At 67.6% G+C, this 22,778-nt stretch carries 17 protein-coding genes and 3 rRNA genes; 3 read left to right on the top strand and 17 right to left on the bottom strand.

What is annotated here, in order from left to right; genetic code table 11:
• Window positions 1–32: 32 nt before the first annotated feature.
• On the top strand, window positions 33–983 hold the full coding sequence (locus CPY97_RS05695) for a hypothetical protein (RefSeq protein WP_150129204.1): 951 nt from the start codon (window positions 33–35) through the stop codon (window positions 981–983).
• A 55-nt stretch (window positions 984–1,038) separates the two neighbouring features.
• Here the strand turns inward: CPY97_RS05695 and recN are convergent, their stop codons facing one another.
• The 10 genes from recN to tyrS all read right to left on the bottom strand — a co-directional run bounded on the left by recN (window position 1,039) and on the right by tyrS (window position 14,138).
• Entirely contained in the window at window positions 1,039–2,739 is a 1,701-nt protein-coding gene (gene recN / locus CPY97_RS05690) for a DNA repair protein RecN (protein ID WP_096421164.1), read from the bottom strand.
• Window positions 2,736–3,785 (bottom strand): NAD kinase, encoded by a 1,050-nt coding sequence (locus tag CPY97_RS05685; RefSeq protein ID WP_096421163.1) that lies wholly within the window; start codon window positions 3,783–3,785, stop codon window positions 2,736–2,738. Before CPY97_RS05685 ends, recN begins: the two co-directional genes overlap by 4 nt.
• Before the next feature lie 9 nt (window positions 3,786–3,794).
• A complete protein-coding gene (locus CPY97_RS05680) occupies window positions 3,795–4,631 on the bottom strand; it encodes a TlyA family RNA methyltransferase (RefSeq protein ID WP_096421162.1) in 837 nt (278 codons plus the stop codon).
• Between the two features lie 59 nt (window positions 4,632–4,690).
• Window positions 4,691–4,885, bottom strand: coding sequence for a hypothetical protein (locus CPY97_RS05675; RefSeq protein ID WP_096421161.1), 195 nt, complete (start codon window positions 4,883–4,885; stop codon window positions 4,691–4,693).
• Between the two features lie 2 nt (window positions 4,886–4,887).
• Window positions 4,888–5,901, bottom strand: a complete 1,014-nt coding sequence (locus tag CPY97_RS05670; protein WP_096421160.1) for an HAD-IIA family hydrolase — start codon at window positions 5,899–5,901, stop codon at window positions 4,888–4,890.
• Entirely contained in the window at window positions 5,891–6,883 is a 993-nt protein-coding gene (locus CPY97_RS05665; RefSeq protein WP_150129203.1) for a tetratricopeptide repeat protein, read from the bottom strand. The genes CPY97_RS05670 and CPY97_RS05665 overlap by 11 nt, the downstream gene beginning before the upstream one ends.
• 78 nt (window positions 6,884–6,961) lie before the next feature.
• Window positions 6,962–7,078 (bottom strand): 5S ribosomal RNA (gene rrf, locus CPY97_RS05655).
• Window positions 7,079–7,204: 126 nt separating this feature from the next.
• A 23S ribosomal RNA gene (locus CPY97_RS05650) occupies window positions 7,205–10,323 on the bottom strand.
• A gap of 425 nt (window positions 10,324–10,748) precedes the next feature.
• Window positions 10,749–12,269 (bottom strand): 16S ribosomal RNA (locus CPY97_RS05645).
• Together the 16S, 23S and 5S rRNA genes form the textbook arrangement of a ribosomal RNA operon.
• Before the next feature lie 558 nt (window positions 12,270–12,827).
• Window positions 12,828–14,138: a tyrosine--tRNA ligase gene (tyrS, locus tag CPY97_RS05640; RefSeq protein WP_096421157.1), complete on the bottom strand. Its 1,311-nt coding sequence runs from the start codon at window positions 14,136–14,138 to the stop codon at window positions 12,828–12,830.
• Between the two features lie 89 nt (window positions 14,139–14,227).
• On the opposite strand from tyrS, the gene CPY97_RS05635 reads away from it, so the two are divergent.
• Window positions 14,228–14,845 (top strand): SatD family protein, encoded by a 618-nt coding sequence (locus CPY97_RS05635; protein WP_096421156.1) that lies wholly within the window; start codon window positions 14,228–14,230, stop codon window positions 14,843–14,845.
• 5 nt (window positions 14,846–14,850) lie between these two features.
• Window positions 14,851–15,441, top strand: coding sequence for a hypothetical protein (locus tag CPY97_RS05630; RefSeq protein WP_231924056.1), 591 nt, complete (start codon window positions 14,851–14,853; stop codon window positions 15,439–15,441).
• Here CPY97_RS05630 and CPY97_RS05625 read toward each other — a convergent pair.
• From CPY97_RS05625 to argC, 7 genes are read right to left on the bottom strand one after another with little or no spacing between them, the layout of a single operon-like run.
• Window positions 15,425–16,045 (bottom strand): DNA-3-methyladenine glycosylase, encoded by a 621-nt coding sequence (locus tag CPY97_RS05625; RefSeq protein WP_096423404.1) that lies wholly within the window; start codon window positions 16,043–16,045, stop codon window positions 15,425–15,427. The two genes, CPY97_RS05630 and CPY97_RS05625, sit on opposite strands and share 17 nt — an antisense overlap.
• Before the next feature lie 54 nt (window positions 16,046–16,099).
• Window positions 16,100–17,557 carry an argininosuccinate lyase gene (gene argH / locus CPY97_RS05620; RefSeq protein WP_096421155.1) on the bottom strand — a complete coding sequence of 486 codons (1,458 nt, stop codon included), beginning with the start codon at window positions 17,555–17,557 and terminating at the stop codon, window positions 16,100–16,102.
• Window positions 17,512–18,474 (bottom strand): ornithine carbamoyltransferase, encoded by a 963-nt coding sequence (gene argF / locus CPY97_RS05615; RefSeq protein WP_096421154.1) that lies wholly within the window; start codon window positions 18,472–18,474, stop codon window positions 17,512–17,514. The genes argH and argF overlap by 46 nt, the downstream gene beginning before the upstream one ends.
• Window positions 18,471–19,673 carry an acetylornithine transaminase gene (locus tag CPY97_RS05610; protein ID WP_269457844.1) on the bottom strand — a complete coding sequence of 401 codons (1,203 nt, stop codon included), beginning with the start codon at window positions 19,671–19,673 and terminating at the stop codon, window positions 18,471–18,473. Before CPY97_RS05610 ends, argF begins: the two co-directional genes overlap by 4 nt.
• Window positions 19,670–20,575, bottom strand: coding sequence for an acetylglutamate kinase (gene argB / locus CPY97_RS05605; protein WP_096421153.1), 906 nt, complete (start codon window positions 20,573–20,575; stop codon window positions 19,670–19,672). Before argB ends, CPY97_RS05610 begins: the two co-directional genes overlap by 4 nt.
• Window positions 20,575–21,729 carry a bifunctional glutamate N-acetyltransferase/amino-acid acetyltransferase ArgJ gene (gene argJ / locus CPY97_RS05600; protein ID WP_096421152.1) on the bottom strand — a complete coding sequence of 385 codons (1,155 nt, stop codon included), beginning with the start codon at window positions 21,727–21,729 and terminating at the stop codon, window positions 20,575–20,577. Before argJ ends, argB begins: the two co-directional genes overlap by 1 nt.
• Window positions 21,726–22,772 (bottom strand): N-acetyl-gamma-glutamyl-phosphate reductase, encoded by a 1,047-nt coding sequence (gene argC / locus CPY97_RS05595; protein ID WP_096421151.1) that lies wholly within the window; start codon window positions 22,770–22,772, stop codon window positions 21,726–21,728. Before argC ends, argJ begins: the two co-directional genes overlap by 4 nt.
• Window positions 22,773–22,778 lie beyond the last annotated feature (6 nt).

The following is a 22,778-nucleotide window of genomic DNA, read 5'->3' as shown; positions in this document are numbered from 1 at the left end:
CGCGCGGAATCGAGCCGCGTACCCTGCCGGACATGGGGGAACGATCACGCACATTCATTCGACGGGGGATGCTCGGGCCGGGTTCCGCTCGCCGCGCCGCGGCGACGCTCGCCGCTCTCGTCGCGGTCGCTGCGCTCACCGCCGGCTGCGCGACGCAGCCGGCTCTTTCGCCCGAGCCGCGGTCGATCGCTGACGCGGAGGGCGCGGGGTGGCCCCCCGGCGCGCCGGTGCCGGAGCGCGAGCGGGAGGGCCCGATCGAGCCCATCGCCTGGTGGAACGAGGGCCCTGCCCGCAACGTGATCACGTTCATCAGCTACGGCTCCTCCACGTGCCCGTACGTCCTGACCGCGCTTGAGGTGCTCGCCGACGACCAGCTGAGCGCCACGTTCCAGAAGGGGGCAGCCGATGTCTGCACCGACGACCTCGCCCCGCACTTCCACATCGTCTCGGCGCCCGAGGGCGCGACGGCCGACGAGGTGTTCGCCGATGTCGAGTGGCGCGAGCCGCGCCTCGGCGACGAAGACTGGGTGCAGGCGTTCACGATCATGGTGATCGACCCGAACCTCGAGCCGGTCGACGTGCCCGCCTCGGCGGCGGTCGACGAGTACCCGGGCTTGCCCGCGCTGCTTCCCGAGCCCGCCCCCGATGCCGAGCAGCCGGACGGCCCGCAGGCGCTCTGGCTGAGCCCCGTACTCGAGCTCGCCGACGATCGTGAGCTGACGATCATCACCTACGGCTCGTCGAGCTGTCCGCTCATTCCGACGGCGGTCGACGCGGGTCTCGCCTCCGACACGATCGGGGTGACGCTGCAGGAGCGTCGGGCACCGAACACGTTCTGCACGGCCGACTTCGCGCCGTTCACGAGCGTGCTCGCCATACCTCTGACGGCGGCCGCCGAGGCGACGCAGGTCGAGTTTTCGACCCTCGTCGACGGCGCCGAACGGCAGGTGACAACGGTCGACATCGTTGACCTCGCCGGGTAACCAGGGGCTTGTCGGGGCGGGTCGGGTCGACCGGCGTCGTCCGGGCGCGAGGGGCTCAGGCGTCGGCGAGGCTGCGCGCCTCGGCGAGCAGTTCGCGCGCGTGCTCAAGCCCCGTGTCGCTGTCGGCGAGCCCGGACAGCAGCCGCGCCATCTCGGCCACCCGTGCGTCGCCGTCGAGTTGCTGCACGCTGGAGGCGGTGACGGTGCCGTCGCTGCCCTTCACCACCGTGAGGTGGTTCGTCGCGAACGCCGCGACCTGCGCCAGGTGCGTCACGACGATCACCTGTGAGGTGCGGGCGAGCCGCGCAAGCCGTCTCCCGATTTCGATCGCGCTCGCCCCGCCCACCCCGGCGTCGACCTCGTCGAATACGAACGTCGGCACGGGGTCGGTCTCGGCGATGACGACCTCGAGAGCGAGCATCACGCGCGACAGCTCGCCGCCCGACGCGCCCTTGCCGAGTGGCCGCGGGTCGGCTCCTGCGTGTGGTTGCAGCAGCAATGCGACAGAGTCGCGGCCCGAGGAGGTCAACTCGTCACGCCGCTCGAGTGAGACGGTGAGGCGCGCATCCGGCATCGCGAGCGCGGCGAGCTCGGCGGTCACCGCGTCGGCAAGCCGGGCCGCGGCCGCGGTGCGCAGGGCGGTCAGCCGGTCGGCGAGCGTGTCGACGGCGGCTGCCCCCCGCTCGACCTCTTGGGTGAGGTCGGCGATGCGGTCGTCGTCCTGGTCGAGCTCGAGCAGCCGCGCCGACCCGGTGTCGAGCAGCTCGATGACGTCGTCGAGGCTCGGGCCGAACCGCCGAGCGAGGTCGGTGAGCGCCGCGCGGCGCTCGTTGACCGCCTCGAGCTCGCGACCCCCGTCGGTTTCGAGCGACGCGAGGTAGCCCGATAGCTCGGTCGCCGCCTCGGTCACGGCGTACCCGGCCGCCGCGAGCTGCTCGACGATCGGCGCGAGCTGCGCATCGTGCCCGCTGACCCGCTCGACCGAGCGGCGCGCGGCGTCGATGAGGCCGATCGCGTCGCTCGCGCCGTCGAGCGCCTCGCTCGACAGCAGTTCGTGCGCCTGCGCGGCGGCGAGCCGCAGGTCTTCGAGGTTGCCGAGCCGCTCGGCCCGCTCGGCGAGCTCGGTGTCTTCGCCGCGCTGTGGCGCGAGCTGTTCGATCTCGTCGATGGCGGCGCGCAACTCGTCGGCCTCGCGCACCCGCGCATCCCGCTCGCCGGTGAGCCGCGCGAGCTCGTCGCGCGCCGCGTTCCAGGCGGCGAACGCCGCCCGATACTCAGCCAGCACAGCCGAGAGCTCTGACCCCGCGTAGCGGTCGAGCGCCTCACGCTGCGCCGTGGACGACTTCAGCCGCACCTGGTCGCTCTGCCCGTGCACGACAACGAGCTGCTCGCCGAGTTCGCCGAGCACGCCCACCGGCGCCGACCGTCCGCCGACGACGGCCCGCGACCGCCCCTCGCCCGAGACCGTGCGGGCGAGAATCAGTTCGTCATCGTCGAGGTCACCCCCGGCATCGCGCACGCGCTCGGCAACCGCACCATCGGTGTCGACGATCCAGCGCCCCTCGACCAGCGCGCGGTCGGCCCCCGAGCGCACGACACCCGCGTCACCGCGCGCGCCGAGCAGCAGCCCGAGAGCGGTCACGACCATCGTCTTTCCCGCGCCCGTCTCGCCCGTGAGCGCGGTGAAGCCCGGCCCGAGCGGCAGCCGCGCCTCGCCGATCACGCCCAGGTCGCGGATCGAGATCTCGTCGATCACGACGCGTCGCCCTCCGCGCCCTCGCCCGCGGCGGCATCCGCATCTGCGCCGCTCGCCCCCGCGGATGCCCGCGGCACCGTGATCGCGCCCGTCGCGGGCGGCTCGGCGTCGGCCCCGCCCCGCCAGCCGTGGACGGGCAGGGCGAACTTGTGCACGAGTCGATCGGTGAAGGGCCCGGGGTGCAGCCGCGCGAGCCGCACGGGCGTGGACGATCGCCTGGCGACCACACGCGCGCCCGCGGGCAGGTCAAAGGCGCGACGCCCGTCACACCACAGCACGCCGGTCGCACCCGTACGGTCGAGCACGTCGACGGCGAGTGACGAGTTCGGGCCCACCACGAGCGGGCGGGCGAACAGGGCGTGCGCGCTCAGCGGAACCATGAGCAGCGCGTCGAGGCTCGGCCAGACGACGGGGCCGCCGGCGCTGAAGGCGTAGGCGGTCGACCCGGTGGGGGTCGCCATGACGACGCCGTCTGCGCCGAAGCTGGTGAGCGGCCGGCCGTCGACCGCAACGGCCAGGTCGAGCATCCGTTCGCGGCTGGCCTTCTCGACGGTCGCCTCGTTCAGCGCCCACGTCTGCCAGATGACCTCGCCGTCGACCTTCACCCGCACCGACAGCGTCATGCGCTCTTCGACGAGGTAGTCGCGCGACAACACGCGCGCGACCGCCTCCGCCAGACTGTCGCGCTCGCTCTCGGCGAGGAAGCCGACGTGCCCCAGGTTCACCCCGAGCAGCGGTGCCGACCCGCCGCGCACAAGCTCGGCCGCGCGCAGGATCGTGCCGTCGCCGCCGAGCACGATGACCAACTCGATGTCGCCCACGGCGACACCGGGTGCGGCGTCGACGCCGCTCTCGCCCGGCTGGCCCGCGTCGGCGAGCACCCGCAGCTCGGCGCCGCCCGTCGCCTCGCGGAGATCATTAACGCTGTCGGCGGCCACCACGGGCGTGAGCCCGGCGTCGCCGAGCAGCCGGCAGACGGTGACGGCCGCCTCGAGCGACTCGTCGCGGCCCGTGTGGGCGACGACGAGGATGTGGCGTTCAGTCACGGGGCTCCTTCACACGGGTGGCTGATCGGCGGCCCGCGGGGCCCCGATCACGACCGTGCGGGCCAACTCGGCCGCGCGGCCCCTCCATTCTGTCGGATCGACCCCGTACTCACGCCGGAAGACGGCCAGATACTCATGATTGCCATGGGTTCCGACCACCGGGGAGGACAGGAGCGCCGCAGCGCGCAAGCCCTCGTCGGCAGCCGCCCACAGCACGCCCATGATCGCCTCCTCGCGGGCCCCGGCGTCGCGCACGATGCCCTCGCGGATGCCCTGTCGGCCGACCTCGAACTGCGGCTTGATGAGCAGCACGTAGTCGGCGTCCGCGCCGACCGTTGCGACAAGCGCGGGCAGCACGAGGCCGAGCGAGATGAAGCTCAGGTCGCCCACGACGACCGAGGGCCGGTCACTCACTCCGCTGGTCGTCGCGAGCATCTCGGGGGTGAGGTCGCGCGCGTTGACCCCCTCGACGACCGCGACGCGCGCGTCGAGCGCGATGCGGGCATCCAACTGGCCGTGGCCGACGTCGAGGGCGATGACGGTGTCGGCGCCGCGCTCGAGCAGCACCTCGGTGAACCCGCCCGTGGAGGCGCCCACGTCGAGCGCCGTCGCCCCCGCGATCGGCAGCGGGCGACCGGCGGCCTCCTCCGCGTCGAGAGCCGCGAGCAGCTTGTGCGCGGCGCGGCTGACATACCTGCTCGCGCCCTCCACGCCCAACTCATCGGATGCTCGCACCGCGTACGCCGGCTTCGTCACCACCCTGCCGCCCACGCTGACCCGCCCGGCCTCGATCGCCTGACGCGCGGCCGTGCGCGAGCGCGCGAGCCCCGCGTCGACGAGCGCCACGTCGAGGCGCCTCGTCGCACCGGAGTCAGGGCCGGAAGCCGAGCGAGGGGTGTCCGCGGTCACGCCTCGAGCTGCTGCCGCAGCGCGTCGTGCAGCTGGGCGAACGCGGCCGCACGGTCCTCGAGCGGCTGGTCGTCGATGAGGGCGAGCTGCGAGAGCAGGCCCTCGTCGGGGGCGTCGAGATCGCCCGCGTCGTGCTCGCCGGTTTCGGGCTCGGCCGTCGCCGGCTCGGTCTCTGCGCCGCGCTCGTCCATGGTCACGAATATAGCTGCGGGTCGACGTCGAGACCCCAGATTTGCAGGCCGGACGCCCAGATCACCGCGGCGCCGGCGCGCAGCAGGTTGACGGGGTCGTCGCCCGCCCGGGCGACGCGCACGACGTTCTGCTTCATGCGCACCACCGCCTGCCCGCACGAGACCGAGCGCACGCCGTCGGCGTCGACCTCCTCCGTGATCTCGGGGTAGGGCTCGAACAGGTCGCGCAGGTCGCGCAGAATGTACGTCGGCCGCTGCCCGGCTGGCGCCGCGAGCACCTGCTTCGCCTGGTCGATACCGGTCAGCACCAGCGCGCTCGCCATGCCGGCGCTGTTGGCGCCCTGAATGTCGGTGTCGAGCCGGTCGCCGATCGCGAGCGGGTTCGTGGCGCCGAAGCGCTCGACCGCCTCGTCGTACATGGGCTTCTCGGGCTTGCCGGCAAAGACGGGCAGGCGCCCGACGGCCAGGTGCACGGCCGACACGAGCGTGCCGTTGCCGGGCGCCACCCCGCGCTTCTGCGGAATCGTCCAGTCGGTGTTCGTCGCCACCCAGTGCACGTGGTCGTGCTGCAGCGCGTAGCTCGCCTCCGCGAGGTGTTCCCACCCCACGTGCGGGGCGAACCCCTGAACGACCGCGTCGGGCTGGTCATCGGCCGAGCGTGTGACGCGGTAGCCCGCCTTGTCGAGCTCGACGGTGATGCCCTCTCCCCCGACGACCATGACGAGGGCGCCCGGGTCGACGAGCGTCGCGAGCACACGGAGAGCCGCCTGCGGGCTGGTGACGACATCGGCCGCCTCAACGCTGAGCCCGAACTCCGACAGGTGCTCGGCGACCGACTCATCGGTGCGCGCTGCATTGTTCGTCAGGTACCCGATGCGGGCCGACTTCGCCGCCTTCTGGATGCTCGGAACGGCATGCTCGATCGCGTCCGGTCCCCGATACACCACCCCGTCGAGGTCGAGCAGCAGCGCGTCGCGACCATCGAGCGGCGTCGGCGCCTTCTTCCTACCGAACATCGTCGCCGTCCTCGCCGGGCGTCGCCTCGCCCTCGGTCGCATCATCGTCGACGTCGTCGAGCTCTTCCTCGATGACCTCGATCTCGTCGTCGCCGCCTTCGGCCTCAGCGATGGCCTGGGCGGCGATGTCGGCGCGGCGGCCCCACTCGGCGGCCTCCGACTCGCGCCCGAGTTCGGCGAGCACAACGGCGTACGAGTCGAACAGCGCGGGGCTGAAGCTGTAGGCGGTCGAGGGGTCGAGCTGCGGGATCTCCAGCTCGCGCAGCGCCGCCTCGGTCTGGCCGAGGTCGAGTCGCGCGCCCGACATCGCGATCGCCAACTCGACACGTGTACCGACACTCAGCTCAGAACGATCAACGCTGCGCCCCAGCTCGAGGGCCTTCTCGGGGCGCCCCAGGCCGCGCTCGCAGTCGACCAATAGGGGAACCTGCTCGTTTGACCCACTGATGCGGCGATGCGTGCGCAGCTCCCGCAGCGCGAGCGCGAAGTCGCCGGTCAAATACGCCGTGATGCCGAGCGTCTCACGAGCGACCGCGATGCGCCCGCCGCGGCGGGCGGCCGCCTGTGCGTGCTTGTGCGCGAGCTCGGGGTCCTCATCGATGAGGCGAGCAGCCATGACGAGGTGCTGCGCGACCCGCTCCGCGTTCTCTTTGCTCAGCGCCTTCAGTTCGGCGCGAGCGACGCGGTCGAGCTCGCGGCCCGTCACGTCGTCCGGAATCGGCGGATCATCGTGCCGCGGACGGCCATCGTCTGCGTCGGTGCGACGCGGACGAATTCCGCCCGTCGGGCGTTCGGATGCTCGTCCCGACCCCGCACGCGCGGCATGCGAACGGCGCTCCCCGCCCTCCCGGCGAGCACGGCTGTCGTCGCCGTCACGGCGGGGTCGGCCCTCGCCACTGCGCTGGGGACGCGCGTCGCCGCTGCGTCGCGGGCGGCGGTTGTCGCCGCCGTCGCGCTTCGGTCGGTCGTGCTTCTCTGACATGGAGTCTCCTCGCGCTGCACGAAGTCGTGCGTTAACGCGAAATGGCCACCCATCACTGGGTGGCCATTTCACAAAGAAGTCCGGCGGTGTCCTACTCTCCCACGAGGTCCCCCTCGCAGTACCATCGGCGCAGAAGGTCTTAGCTTCCGGGTTCGGAATGTAACCGGGCGTTTCCCCTTCGCTATGGCCGCCGAAACACTATTGATTTATCAATCGTTTACGGACAGTCATGTCAAAGCATGATCTGTGCGTAGTTCTCGACCGTAAATCGAGAACCACAAAGTGGACGCGAGCGCATACTCAACCCTTCCGAGGAAGAGTGTTGTCAAGTTATCGGCTTATTAGTACAGGTCAGCTGCAAGGGTCGTTAGTCCCCTCTTCCACATCCTGCCTATCAACCCAGTCGTCTGGCTGGGAGCCTCTCGCCCCTAAGGGCTTGGAAGACTCATCTTGAGGCCGGCTTCCCGCTTAGATGCTTTCAGCGGTTATCCATCCCGAACGTAGCTAATCAGCGGTGCTCCTGGCGGAACAACTGACACACCAGAGGTTCGTCCAACCCGGTCCTCTCGTACTAGGGTCAGATCCTCTCAATCTTCCTGCGCGCGCAGAGGATAGGGACCGAACTGTCTCACGACGTTCTAAACCCAGCTCGCGTACCGCTTTAATGGGCGAACAGCCCAACCCTTGGGACCTACTCCAGCCCCAGGATGCGACGAGCCGACATCGAGGTGCCAAACCATGCCGTCGATATGGACTCTTGGGCAAGATCAGCCTGTTATCCCCGAGGTACCTTTTATCCGTTGAGCGACAGCGCTTCCACAAGCCACTGCCGGATCACTAGTCCCGACTTTCGTCCCTGCTCGACCTGTCAGTCTCGCAGTCAAGCTCCCTTGTGCACTTACACTCGACACCTGATTGCCAACCAGGTTGAGGGAACCTTTGGGCGCCTCCGTTACTTTTTGGGAGGCAACCGCCCCAGTTAAACTACCCACCAGGCACTGTCCCTGAACCGGATTACGGTTCTAAGTTAGACATCCAGGGTGACCAGAGTGGTATTTCAACAACGACTCCACGAACACTAGCGTGCCCGCTTCACAGTCTCCCACCTATCCTACACAAGCCACACCGAACACCAATACCAAGCTGTAGTAAAGGTCACGGGGTCTTTCCGTCCTTCTGCGCGTAACGAGCATCTTTACTCGTAGTGCAATTTCGCCGAGTTCGCGGTTGAGACAGCTGGGAAGTCGTTACGCCATTCGTGCAGGTCGGAACTTACCCGACAAGGAATTTCGCTACCTTAGGATGGTTATAGTTACCACCGCCGTTTACTGGGGCTTAAATTCAGAGCTTCGCTTGCGCTAACCCTTCCTCTTAACCTTCCAGCACCGGGCAGGCGTCAGTCCGTATACATCGTCTTGCGACTTGGCACGGACCTGTGTTTTTAGTAAACAGTCGCTTCCCACTGGTCTCTGCGGCCTTCAACGCTCCGGGAGTAAATCCCTTCACGAATCCGGCCCCCCTTCTCCCGAAGTTACGGGGGCATTTTGCCGAGTTCCTTAACCACGATTCTCTCGATCTCCTTGGTATTCTCTACCTGACCACCTGAGTCGGTTTGGGGTACGGGCGGCTAGAACCTCGCGTCGATGCTTTTCTCGGCAGCATAGGATCACTGATTTCCCCCGTGAGGGGTACGCATCGGATCTCAGGCTGTATGAGAGACGGATTTGCCTATCTCTCGCCCTACGTCCTTACACCGGGACAACCATCGCCCGGCTCAGCTACCTTCCTGCGTCACACCTGTTAATACGCTAGCCGCACCAGCATAGGGTCGAGTGCTAGCCCTCAGCTCGCCGCACCCGAAGGTGCATTGAAAAGAGGATTCGGACTCTTAGCATTACTGGATTAGCTTGGGCGGTTCTTCGCCGGTACGGGAATATCAACCCGTTGTCCATCGACTACGCCTGTCGGCCTCGCCTTAGGTCCCGACTTACCCAGGGCGGATTAGCCTGGCCCTGGAACCCTTGGTCTTTCGGAGGACGGGTTTCTCACCCGTCTTTCGCTACTCATGCCTGCATTCTCACTCGTGTGGCCTCCACGGCTGGTTTACACCGCCGCTTCGCTGGCCACACGACGCTCTCCTACCGATCCGTACGGCTGGACCACAAAGGCCTACCAAATGTACGAATCCTACGACTTCGGTGCTGTGCTTGAGCCCCGTTACATTGTCGGCGCGGAATCACTTGACCAGTGAGCTATTACGCACTCTTTCAAGGGTGGCTGCTTCTAAGCCAACCTCCTGGTTGTCTATGCAACTCCACATCCTTTCCCACTTAGCACAGGCTTAGGGACCTTAGTCGGTAGTCTGGGTTGTTTCCCTCTCGACGATGAAGCTTATCCCCCACCGTCTCACTGCTGCGCTCTCACTTACCGGCATTCGGAGTTTGGCTGACGTCAGTAACCTTTTGGGGCCCATCGGCCATCCAGTAGCTCTACCTCCGGCAAGAAACACGCAACGCTGCACCTAAATGCATTTCGGAGAGAACCAGCTATCACGAAGTTTGATTGGCCTTTCACCCCTATCCACAGCTCATCCCCTCAGTTTTCAACCTAAGTGGGTTCGGTCCTCCACGACGTCTTACCGTCGCTTCAACCTGGCCATGGATAGATCACTTCGCTTCGGGTCTAGGACATGCGACTGAATCGCCCTATTCAGACTCGCTTTCGCTACGGCTACCCCTCACGGGTTAACCTCGCCACATATCGCTAACTCGCAGGCTCATTCTTCAAAAGGCACGCTGTCAGAGCTACTAGGGCTCCTCCAACGGTTTGTAAGCAAACGGTTTCAGGTACTATTTCACTCCCCTCCCGGGGTACTTTTCACCTTTCCCTCACGGTACTTGTCCGCTATCGGTCATCTGGGAGTATTTAGGCTTATCAGGTGGTCCTGACAGATTCACACGGGATTTCTCGGGCCCCGTGCTACTTGGGATACTCTCCGGGCCATTACGACATTTCGACTACGGGGCTGGCACCCTCTGTGGCTGGCCTTTCAATGCCATTCGTCTATATCGCGCTGTAACCCTTGCTGTTCGGCAGAACAGCGGGTGAGTCCCACAACCCCGACCATGCAACGCCTGCCGGCTATCACACATGATCGGTTTAGCCTCTTCCGGTTTCGCTCGCCACTACTAACGGAATCACTGTTGTTTTCTCTTCCTGTGGGTACTGAGATGTTTCACTTCCCCACGTTCCCTCTACCCGCCCTATATATTCAGGCGGGAGTCACTAGGTCGCACAAGTGCGCCCAGCGGGGTTTCCCCATTCGGAAATCCTCGGCTCAAAGCTCGCTTATCAGCTCCCCGAGGCTTATCGCAGATTGCTACGTCCTTCTTCGGCTCCAGATGCCAAGGCATCCACCGTTTGCTCTTAGAAACTTGACTACATGAGTATGAATCGATCGACAGCATCTCCCCTGAAAGGTTCGACGCTGCAGATTGACCAATGATCTATATAAATCTAGATCGTAGATCTGATACCCGAAGGCATCAGTTCTAAGATGCTCGCGTCCACTGTGTAGTTCTCAACATACGGTCGGCACTCCTTGCAGTCAGCCATCGCGGCGACTGCCCAGAAGTCCGAGAGATCGTTTCCCGGTTTCCCGGGGCCCGGTCCCTCAGGACCCAACAGCGTGCACGTCGCCGCCTCTCACAAGCGCGGGTTCCTATCCACAAGGGATGTACTACCGGGCCGGCTCGAGCCGACGACCTAAATCAATGTTCCACCCTTGAGCAAACCGGCTGAGAACGTTCGTCTCAGTTCCGGCTCTGGATGCAGCCGCCGAAGCGACGCATCAGAAGCTCCTTAGAAAGGAGGTGATCCAGCCGCACCTTCCGGTACGGCTACCTTGTTACGACTTAGTCCTAATCACCGATCCCACCTTCGACAGCTCCCTCCTTACGGTTGGGCCACTGGCTTCGGGTGTTACCGACTTTCATGACTTGACGGGCGGTGTGTACAAGGCCCGGGAACGTATTCACCGTGACGTTGCTGATTCACGATTACTAGCGACTCCAACTTCATGGGGTCGAGTTGCAGACCCCAATCCGAACTGAGACCGGCTTTTTGGGATTCGCTCCACCTTGCGGTATTGCAGCCCTTTGTACCGGCCATTGTAGCATGCGTGAAGCCCAAGACATAAGGGGCATGATGATTTGACGTCATCCCCACCTTCCTCCGAGTTGACCCCGGCAGTCTCCCATGAGTTCCCACCATTACGTGCTGGCAACATAGGACGAGGGTTGCGCTCGTTGCGGGACTTAACCCAACATCTCACGACACGAGCTGACGACAACCATGCACCACCTGTATAGAGACCTTGCGGGGCGTACATTTCTGCACGTTTCCTCTATATGTCAAGCCTTGGTAAGGTTCTTCGCGTTGCATCGAATTAATCCGCATGCTCCGCCGCTTGTGCGGGCCCCCGTCAATTCCTTTGAGTTTTAGCCTTGCGGCCGTACTCCCCAGGCGGGGAACTTAATGCGTTAGCTGCGACACAGAAACCGTGGAATGGTCCCTACATCTAGTTCCCAACGTTTACGGCATGGACTACCAGGGTATCTAATCCTGTTCGCTCCCCATGCTTTCGCTCCTCAGCGTCAGTTACGGCCCAGAGATCTGCCTTCGCCATCGGTGTTCCTCCTGATATCTGCGCATTCCACCGCTACACCAGGAATTCCAATCTCCCCTACCGCACTCTAGTTTGCCCGTACCCACTGCAGGCGCGAGGTTGAGCCTCGCGTTTTCACAGCAGACGCGACAAACCGCCTACGAGCTCTTTACGCCCAATAATTCCGGACAACGCTTGCACCCTACGTATTACCGCGGCTGCTGGCACGTAGTTAGCCGGTGCTTTTTCTGCAGGTACCGTCACTTTCGCTTCTTCCCTGCTAAAAGAGGTTTACAACCCGAAGGCCGTCGTCCCTCACGCGGCGTTGCTGCATCAGGCTTTCGCCCATTGTGCAATATTCCCCACTGCTGCCTCCCGTAGGAGTCTGGGCCGTGTCTCAGTCCCAGTGTGGCCGGTCACCCTCTCAGGCCGGCTACCCGTCGTCGTCTTGGTGAGCCGTTACCTCACCAACTAACTGATAGGCCGCGAGTCCATCCTTGACCGAAATTCTTTCCAGCTAGTGACCATGCGGTCCCAGCTCGTATCCGGTATTAGACGTCGTTTCCAACGCTTATCCCAGAGTCAAGGGCAGGTTACTCACGTGTTACTCACCCGTTCGCCACTAATCCGCCGGAGCAAGCTCCGGGTTCATCGTTCGACTTGCATGTGTTAAGCACGCCGCCAGCGTTCGTCCTGAGCCAGGATCAAACTCTCCGTAAATGTTTGATTGCACGGCGACCCGAAGGCTGCCGGCACATCTAGTTGCATCGAGCGTTACCGCTCGACACGAGTTCAATCTGACTGAAGTTGAATATCTACTGACATTCGTTTCAATCCAAAGGAATCTCATTCGGTTGGTAAACCAACCGACGAGGTTGTTTGGCATTGACTTAGTGCACGCTGTTGAGTTCTCAAGGATCGGACGCTCCTGATGTTCGGCCTCTCGGCCGCCCTGTCAGGGCAACTTTCCTAATGTACCCACCCGGGAGACTCTCTGCAAGTTCGGGCTTCCAGTCATCTGGAGTTCCGAGTGCAGTGTCGATCCTGCGGGGGGAGTTGGAATCCTACTTGGCGATGAGCGCACCCGCAAGGGCTGCTCTGTCTTGGAGGATTCGGCCCGGTAGCTGGCTTCGAGCTTCTCGCTCTCGCCGCTCCGTCGGGCTGACAAGAGAAAACATTACGGGCGTTTGGGGTGCCGGGCAAATCACCGCCACATCCCGGGCGTGTCGCGCCACTCTCCCCGGCAAACAGGCGGGACAGCGATGCGCCGCGACCCGGCTACGAGCCGGTAAAGCGCAGGCCCGCGAGGGTCTTCTTGCCCCGCCGCAGAACGGCGACCCCGCCGGCGAGCGCGGCCTCCCCAAGATGCGCGTCCTCCGCATCCACCTTCACGTTGTTGACGGAGACCCCACCCTGAGCGATGGCACGACGGGCGTCCGATGCGCTCGAGCAGAGACCGCTCTCGACGAGGGCGGCGACGACCGTCGTGTCGGCCGACACCTCCGCCCCGGGCAGCTCCGCGACAGCCGCGCGCAGCGTGGCTGCATCCAGGCTCGCGAGATCTCCCTGGCCGAACAGCGCCGCCGAGGCTGCGACCGCTGCACGCACCGCATCCTCACCGTGCACGAATCCCGTGACCTCAAACGCCAGCCGGCGTTGCGCGGCGCGTCGGAACGGCTCCTCGGCGACCAGCTTCTCGTAGCGCTCGATCTCGGCGCGATCGAGGAACGTGAAGACCTTCAACCGGTCGATCACGTCGGCATCGTCGGTGTTGAGCCAGAACTGGTACATCGCGTAGGGGGAACACATCGCGGCGTCGAGCCAGATCGCGTTGCCCTCGCTCTTGCCGAACTTCGTGCCGTCGCTGTTCGTGATCAGGGGCGTGCCGATCGCGTGCACGCTCACGCCGAGCGCCTTGTGCACCAGGTCAGTGCCGCTCGTCAGATTGCCCCACTGGTCGCTGCCGCCGGTTTGCAGGATGCAGCCGTGCTGGCGGTGCAACTCGAGGAAGTCGTAGCCCTGCAGAATCTGGTAGCTGAACTCCGTGTACGAGATGCCGGCATCGGAATTCAAGCGCGCGGCGACCGCGTCCTTCTTCAGCATCGTGCCCACACGGAAGTACTTGCCGATATCGCGCAGGAAGTCGATGGCGGAGAGCCCCGCCGTCCAGTCGAGATTGTTGACGAGGGTCACGGCGTTGTCGCCGTCGGCCGACAGAAAGCGACTCACCTGCTGCTGGAGGTAGCCGACCCACTCGGCGACCGTCTCGCGGTCGTTGAGCTGGCGCTCGGCGGTGGGACGGGGATCGCCAATGAGTCCGGTGGAGCCGCCCACCAGCGCCAGCGGCCGGTGACCAGCCAACTGCAGGCGCCGCATCAGCAGCAGCTGCACGAGGTTCCCCAGGTGAAGACTCGGCGCCGTGGGGTCGAATCCGCAGTAGTAGGTGATGGGCTCCCCATCGAGCGCCTCTCGAAGCGCCTCAGGGTCGGTTGACACATGCACGAGGCCGCGCCAGATCAGCTCATCCCACAGGGAATCGAAGGAGCTGTCGAGGCGGGGCAGAGTCAGCGATTCGAGCGCGTCGGTCACCGCGACAGGCTATCGCGGTCGGTCCCCCGGCCCGGTGAATCAATGACAGAGGGTTGATGTGGGCAATATCACCCCTCTAGGCTTGATGCATGTTCGTCGTGATCGCCGACCAGATCGGCAGCCGCACCGACCGAGACCGGGTCGCCGACCTCCTCCACCGCCTCGACGCCCGCGCCGGCGACCGCCTCGCCCTGCCCGCGGAACGTACCGCCGGTGACGAACTGCAGGCACTCACCGCCGACCCGGCAGCCGCACTCGACATCGTGCTCGAGTGCCTGCGCGGTAAGCACTTTCGCGCCGGGCTCGGCATCGGCGACGTCGCGGGTGAGCTGCCGGCGAGCATTCGCGAAGCGAGCGGCCCCGCGTTCATCGCGGGGCGGCGGGCCGTACAGAAGGCGGCACGCACGAGCATCCACTTCGCGGCGGCCGGGGCCGACACGGCCGCCGCCGACGCCGCAGACGACGTGGATGCTCTCATCGCCCTGCTGCTCGCGGGGCGCGCCCGGTGGAGCGCGCAGAGTTGGGAACTGTACGACCTGCTCGAACAGGGGCTGACGCAGGCGGCGGCCGCCGAGCGGCTTGGCATCACGCCGCAGGCCGTGAGCAAGCGCGCCCGGGCAGCCGCGCTCGCCATCGACGCGGAGGCCCGCCGGGCGATCGCACGGGTGATGGACTCCGCCGATGCCGAGCATTCGACAGTAGGGTGACGGGCATGTTCGCCGCAGCCTGGATCGTCTTCGCCGGTTGGCTCGCCCTGTCGGCCGCCGTCGCCGTCGTGCTCGCCCTCGCCGTCGTCGGCGGAGTGCAACGCAAAGACCACTACGCGCTCCCCGCCGTGGGGCTCGTCGCGATCGGGCTGGTCATCGTCAGCGTCACGCCCGTCCAGCCGGTCGGGATCGGCGGCCTGGTCACGCAACTGCTGATCATCGCGCTCGCGATCGCCGGCGGCGCGCCGGTCGTGCGCGGCGTGTTGCGGCTCGCCGACCGGCGGCAACGGACGGCCCACGCTGCGACGACCGACGACACGGCGGACGCGGCGCCTCGCGACGCCAGCCCCACCGCAGACGACGCCGCCGAGGTGCTGCGCGGTGGCGCGACCATCGGCTACCTCGAGCGCGCCGCCGTCGTCGCGGCCGTGCTGCTCGCCCGCTGGGAGATCCTCGCCGTGCTCGTTGCCGTGAAGAGCGTCGGCCGCTTCCGCGACCTCGACGCCGGTCACCACGTCACCGAGCGGTTCATCATCGGCACGCTCGCGAGCCTGCTGTGGGCGGGCGCGACCGCCGCGCTCATCGCGCTCGCGTAACCCCGCGCCCCGGCCTATAGGCCGACACCGTCGGGTCGCCGGGAATCCAGAAGCGCCACGGGTACGCGTCCCCTCCCCCGGGATGCGCGACGCCGACGCGCGGGCCCGTCGCGATCGCAGAGGCGGGGCCCGAAGACGGGGCGAGATCGACGGCGCCGTCACCGAGCATCCGCCCGTCGTCGTCGAGGGCGACGCCGAGGGCGCGCGCCAGACGTGCCGGACCGCGCGCCAGATCGCGGTCGGCCACCCGCGGCTGCGCACCGTCGGTGCCCGGGCGGCGGCCGGCCAGGGCGCGGGCGCGCGCCTCGTCGATGCCGGCAACGACCTCGCCCGCTCGAACCAAAACGGCCGAGGCGCTGCCCGCCTCGCCCGACACGAGGTTCAGGCACCGGTGCATGCCGTAGCTGAGGTAGACGTACAGCGTGCCGGGGGCGGCAAACATGGGTGCCGTGCGGGGCGTCTGGCCGCGGAACGCGTGCGAGCCGGGATCCTCACCGACGCCGAGATAGGCCTCGACCTCGGTCAGGCGGACGCTCACTCCCCGACCGTGCAGCACGGCCCCCAGCAGGAGCGGGGCGACCGAGACGGCGTCACCGGCCAGCATCGCGGCGGCCGGTGACGCACCGCGCGACACGCCGGACGGGGTCACCGCGAGCGCTCAGTCGTGCGCGCCGCGCAGAGCGGCGAGGCGCTCGTCGAGGAGGGAGCGCTGCCGTGCGACGGCGACCGGGGCGGTGCCTCCCGCGCCCGAGCGTGACGCGATCGACCCTTCCACCGTCAGCACGCCGCGCACGGCACCCGTCAGCCGTGGGTCGATCGCGGCGTAGTCGTCGTCGCTCGGCTCATCCAGGTCGATGCCCGCGCGCTCGCAGTGCGCGACGAGCGCGCCCGAGATCTCGTGCGCCTCGCGGAACGGCACGCCCTGGCGCACCAGCCAATCGGCGACGTCGGTCGCGAGCGAAAAGCCCTGTGGAGCGAGCTCGGCCATCCGTGCGGTGTCGAAGCGCAGCGTCGCGACCATGCCGGTGAAGGCGGGGAGGAGCACTTCCAGCGTCTCGACCGCGTCGAAGACGGGCTCCTTGTCCTCCTGGAGGTCGCGGTTGTAGGCCAGCGGAAGCCCCTTGAGGGTCGTCAACAGCGCGGTGAGACTGCCGATGAGGCGGCCCGTCTTGCCGCGGGCGAGCTCAGCGATGTCGGGGTTCTTCTTCTGCGGCATGATCGACGAGCCCGTCGAGTAGCCATCGTCCAGCGTGACGAAGCCGAATTCGCGCGTGTTCCAGAGGATGATCTCCTCAGCCAAGCGCGACAGGTCGACCCCGATCTGCGCAGCGACGTAGGCAAACTCGGCGATCAGGTCGCGTGCGCTGGTGGCATCGATCGAGTTCTCGGTCGGGCCCGCAAAACCCAACTCCGCGGCCACCAGGGCCGGGTCGAGGCCGAGCGAGCTGCCGGCGAGGGCACCCGCGCCATAGGGCGAGCGGTCGGCGCGAGCCTCCCAATCGCGCAGACGCTCGAGGTCGCGCACGAGCGGCCACGCGTGGGCCAGCAAATGGTGCGCGAGCAGAACCGGCTGGGCGTGCTGGAGGTGAGTGCGGCCGGGCATCACCGCGGCCGGGTGCGCGTCGGCCTGCGCGACGAGTGCACCGATCAGCGCGTGCAGCTCGCCGGCGATTGTGCGGCCGTGGTCGCGCAGGTAGAGCCGGATCAGCGTGGCAATCTGGTCGTTGCGACTGCGGCCCGCGCGCAGTTTGCCGCCGAGCTCCGCACCCGCCTCCGCCACGAGCGCGGCCTCGAGCGCACCGTGCACGTCCTCGTCCTCGGGACGGGGCGTGAGCGTGCCGTCGGCGAACCGCGACTCGACGGCGTCAAGGGCGGCGAGCATCCGCGTCAATTCGTCGTCGGTGAGGTAGCCGGCCGCGGCGAGCGCCGCCGCGTGCGCCCGCGAACCGGCGAGGTCGTAGGGCGCCAGCTGCCAGTCGAAGTGGGTCGAGCGGCTGAGTCGCTGCAGTTCGGGCGAGGGGCCGCCGCTGAAGCGCGCGCCCCACAGCGCGCCCTCGTTGGTGGCGCCGCTCACGAGCCCGCCCCCGAGCCGCCCGTGGAGCGTTCGAGCAACCATACGAGCAGGGCCTTCTGGGCGTGCAGGCGGTTCTCGCTCTCGTCCCAGATGACGCTCTGCGGGCCGTCGATCACCTCAGCGGTCACCTCGTAACCACGGTCGGCGGGGAGGCAGTGCAGGAAGATCGCGTCCGGCTTCGCGAGCGACATCATCTCGTCGTCGACGCGGTAGCGGGCGAGCGTGGCGACGCGTGCCGCCTTCTCCTCCTCCTTGCCCATGGACACCCAGGTGTCGGTCACGACCACGTCGGCGCCGGCCACCGCCTCGAGCGGGTCGGTGAAGATCGTGATCGAGCCGCCCGTCTCGGCGGCGATGCGATCAGCGTCGGCGATGACCGCATCCTTCGGGCTGTATTCGGCGGGGCAACCGACGCGCACGTGCATGCCCGCCGTCGCCCCCGCCAGCAAGTACGAGTGCACCATGTTGTCGGCGCCGTCACCGATGAACGCGACGGTGAGGCCCTCCAGGGATCCCTTGTGCTCGCGGATTGTCAGGAGGTCGGCGAGCAGCTGGCAGGGGTGGAAGTCGTCGCTCAACGCGTTGATGACGGGCACCGTGGTGCCCGCGGCCATGTCCTCCAGGCCCGCCTGGCCGTATGTGCGCCAGACGATCGCCGACACCATGCGCTCGAGCACCCGCGCCGTGTCCGACGGAGTCTCCTTGCCGCCGAGCTGACTGGAGGCCGTCGAGATGATGAGCGGCTGGCCGCCCAGGTCGGCGATGCCGACCGCGAAGCTCACGCGGGTGCGGGTCGACGACTTGTCGAAGATGACCGCAACCGTCTGCGGGCCCTCCAGCGGGCGCACCTGGAAGCGGTCGGTCTTCAGCCGCTCGGCGAGATCGAGGATCTCGCGCTGCTCGGCGGGCGTGATGTCGTCGTCGCGCAGGAAGTGGCGGGTAGCGGGGGCGGCGGTCATGCGGCGGCCTTCAGGGAGTCGGCGAACAGGGTGATGAATTCTGCGATCTCGGCGTCGCCGATAATGAGCGGCGGGGCGAGGCGGATGGTCGTGGCATTCGGTGCGTTCACGATGAGGCCGCGACGCATCGCCTCGTCGACGACGCGCGGCGCCACCTCGGCGGCAAGCCCCACGCCGAGCAGCAGGCCGCGGCCACGCACCTCCGTGACGAGCGGCGCGTCGAGGCCGAGGATCGCCTCGCGCAGTTCGGCGCCGCGTCGGCGGGCGTTGCCCACCAGATCAGCGCGCTCGATCTCGGCCAAGACCGCGGAGGCGGCGCCGGTGGCGAGCGGGTTGCCCCCGAACGTGGAGCCGTGCTGACCCAGCGTGAACAGGTCGCTCGCGGCACCGGTCGTGACGAGGGCGCCGACGGGCACTCCCCCGCCGATGCCCTTCGCGAGCACCCACGCGTCGGGCGTGACACCCTCGTGCTGTACGGCGAACCAGTCGCCGGTGCGTCCCGCGCCGGTCTGAATCTCGTCGACGATGAGCAGCGCCCCGTGCTGTCGGGTGAGCTCTCGCGCGGCGGTCAGGAACCCCTCGGGCAGCGGAACGACGCCCGCCTCACCCTTGATCGGCTCGAGCAGCACGGCGGCCACGTCGTCGCCCATCGCCTCCTCGAGGGCCGCACGGTCGGTCGGCAGGTGGTCGACGCCCGGCAGCATCGGCTCGAACGGCTCGCGCAGGGCGGGCTTCCCCGTCACCGCGAGGGCGCCCATCGTGCGGCCGTGGAAGCCGTTCTCGAACGCCAAGATGCGCGGGCGGCCCGTGCGGCGCGCCAGCTTCACGGCGGCCTCGATCGCCTCGGCCCCCGAGTTGGCCGGGTACACGCGGCCGGTCGGCCCAGCACCCGTCAGGCGCACGACGCGCTCGGCGAAGTCGACCCCCTGCGGCGTCGTCACATAGTTCGACACGTGAATGAGGCGCGCCGCCTGATCAGCGACCGCCGCCACGAGGGCGGGATGCGCGTGGCCGAGCGCGTTGACCGCGATCCCGGCGAGGAAGTCGAGAAAGCGCCGCCCGTCGACGTCCCAGACGTACGCCCCCTCGCCGCGAGCAAACACGGCCTGCGGGGTGGGCGCCGAGCGCATCGCAACGCGCGCGAATCGCTCGCGGAGAGCATCCGATTCGGGGGTGGTGTCGGGAAGGAGCGGGCTCACGCGGGCACCACCTCGGTTCCGATGCCGTGCGTGGTGAAGATTTCGAGCAGGATCGAGTGCGGCTGGCGGCCGTCGATGATCGCGGCTCGGCTGACTCCCCCGTCGACGGCGTCGAGGCAGGCGGTCATCTTCGGGATCATGCCGGACTCGAGCTTCGGCAGCAGCTCGCGCAACTCTGTCGCCGAGATGCTCGAGACGAGCGAATCGCGGTTCGGCCAATCGCTGTAGAGGCCCGGCACATCGGTCAGGACGACGAGCTTTTCCGCCTGCAGGGCAACCGCGAGGGCGGCGGCGGCCGCGTCGGCGTTCACGTTGAGGCTGTGGCCGGGGTGGTCCATGTCGGGGGCGAGCGACGAGACGACCGGGATGCGCCCGGCGTCGAGGTGGGCGAACACGACCGACGGGTCAACGTGCACGATGTCGCCGACGTGACCGAGGTCGACCTCCTCGCCGTCGACGACGACCCCGCGGCGACGGCCCTGAAACAGTCCCGCGTCTTCGCCGCTGACGGCTGCTGCGAGACCGGCGCCGCTCTGGTTGATGAGCCCGACCAGTTCGCGGCTGATCTGACCGGCGAGCACCATGCGCACGACGTCGATCGCCTCGGTGTTCGTCACACGGTAGCCGCCGCGGAACTCGCTCTCGATGCCGAACTTGGTGAGCATGGCCGAGATCTGCGGGCCGCCGCCGTGCACGACGACGGGCTTCAGGCCAACCGTGCGCAGGTACACCATGTCGGCGGCGAACGCGGCCTGCAGCTCGGGGCTGACCATGGCGTTACCGCCGAACTTCACGACGATGATGCGGTCGCGGAAGCGCCTGAGCCACGGCAGAGACTCGATGAGGGTCTCGGCCTTCTCACTGGCGAGGGCGAAGTCGGAGGATTCGTGGAGGGTCGACATCAGCTGGAGTACGCGCTGTTCTCGTGGACGTAGCCGTGGGTCAGGTCGTTGGTGAGGATCAGCGCCTCGTGTGCGCCGACCTTCAAATCGATGTCGAGGTGCAGGATGCGCGGGGTCAGGTCGACCTCATCGCGCGGCCGGTCGGGGCCCCCCGCCGTGCACACCCGCACGCCGTTCATCGTCACGTCGACGTCGTACGGGTCGAACTCGGCGCTCGTCGTGCCGATCGCGGCGAGAACACGCCCCCAGTTGGGGTCGTTGCCGAACACGGCCGCCTTGAACAGGTTGTTGCGGGCCACGGAGCGGCCGACCTCGACCGCGTCGTCGTCGCTGGCCGCGCCGGTCACCCGAATGTGGATGTCGTGGCTTGCGCCCTCGGCGTCCGACTGCAACTGCAGCGCGAGCCGCAGGCACACCTCGGTGAGCGCCGCCGTGAAGTCCTGCTCGTCGGGGGCAACACCGGACGCTCCGCTCGCCATGAGCGTGACCTGGTCGTTCGTCGACATGCAGCCGTCGGAGTCGAGTCGGTCGAAGGTCACCCGTGTGGCAGCGCGCAGGCTGCGGTCGAGCGAGGCCGAATCGAGGTCTGCGTCGGTCGTGATCACGACGAGCATGGTCGCGAGCCCCGGAGCGAGCATGCCCGCGCCCTTCGCGATGCCGCCGATCGCCCACCCGGCCGCGTCGCGGTACTCGGCCGTCTTCGGAACCGAGTCGGTCGTCATGATGGCGCGCGCAGCATCCTGACCGCCGTCGGGGGCGAGCGTGTCCACGGCGGCCGCGACTCCCGTGAGGAGGCGGTCGCGATCAAGCTGCTCGCCGATGAGGCCCGTCGAGCAGACGAGCACCTCCCCCGCGCCCAGCTGCAGGTGCTCGGCGACCGCCTCGGCCGTCGCGTGGGTCGTCTGGAAGCCCTGGTGGCCCGTGAAACAGTTCGCGCCCCCGGAGTTCAGCACGATCGCGCGGGCCCGGCCATCCCCGATCGCCTGACGCGACCAGATGATCGGGTTCGCCTGTGCACGGTTGGAGGTGAAAACGGCCGCGGCGGCATCGCGCGGGCCGGTGTTGACGACGAGGGCGAGGTCGAGCGCGCCAGAACTCTTGAGCCCGCAGGCAACCCCGGCGGCGGTGAACCCGGCCGGCGTGGTGACGGTCACGGGGCCACTCCGTCGATAGGAAGCCCCGTCGTTTCCTCGAGGCCCAGGGCGAGATTGAGCGACTGCACGGCAGCTCCGGCAGTGCCCTTCACGAGATTGTCGAGGGCGACGATGATCACGGCGCGGCCGGCGTCGGCGTCACGACCCACCCCGACGAGCGCGGTGTTGGCGCCGACCGTCTCCGCTGTCGACGGGTAGCGTCCCGCGGGCAGCACGTGTACGAACGGCTCGTCCGCGTAGTGGGCGGTGTACGCCTCGTGCAGCTGCTCGGCCGTGACACCGTCGGCGACGCGCGCCGTGATGGTCGCGAGAATGCCGCGCGCCATCGGCACGAGCACGGGCGTGAACGACAGCGTCGGCGCGGTCGCGCCCGCGAGCCGCAAATTCTGCAGAATCTCGGGAATGTGACGGTGCACTCCCCCGACCGCGTACGGCTGGGCCGAGCCGAGCAGCTCGCTGGCGAGCAGGTTCGTCTTCAGCGCGCGACCGGCGCCCGACGGCCCCACCGCGAGGGCGGCCGTCAGATCGACCTCGTCGAGCAGGCTTGCATGGATGCCCGGGGCCAGTCCCAGCGACACGGCCGTCACGTTGCACCCCGGCACCGCGATACGCCGCGCGCCCGCGAGGGCGTCACCGTGCCGCGAGCCGTCGGCGTGCGGCAACTCGGGGAGGCCGTACGCCCACGAGCCGTGATACTCGCCGCCGTAGAAGCGTGCCCAGTCGTCGGCGCTCGTCAAGCGGTGGTCGGCGCCGCAGTCGAGAACGAGCACGTCCGTCTCGAGCTCAGCGGCGATGGCGCCGGAGGCGCCGTGCGGCAGCGCCAGCACGACGATGTCGTGGCCGCGCAGGTTCTCGGCCGTCGTTTCGACGAATGTGAGATGAGCGAGCGAGCGCAGGTGCGGGTGCACGTCGATGAGTGCGGCCCCGGCGTTGGAGTGCGCGGTGACGGTGCGCACCTCCAGCTCGGGGTGGCGCGCCATGAGGCGCAACACCTCACCGCCGGCGTAGCCGCTCGCACCGGCGATCGCGACGGAATACGGCATTGCTCT

The sequence above is a fragment of the Microcella alkaliphila genome, from assembly GCF_002355395.1.
GTDB classification, from domain to species: Bacteria; Actinomycetota; Actinomycetes; order Actinomycetales; family Microbacteriaceae; genus Microcella; species Microcella alkaliphila_A.
The sequence above is the reverse complement of the archived record's forward strand: the minus strand, read 5'-3'. Positions and strand labels throughout refer to the sequence as shown.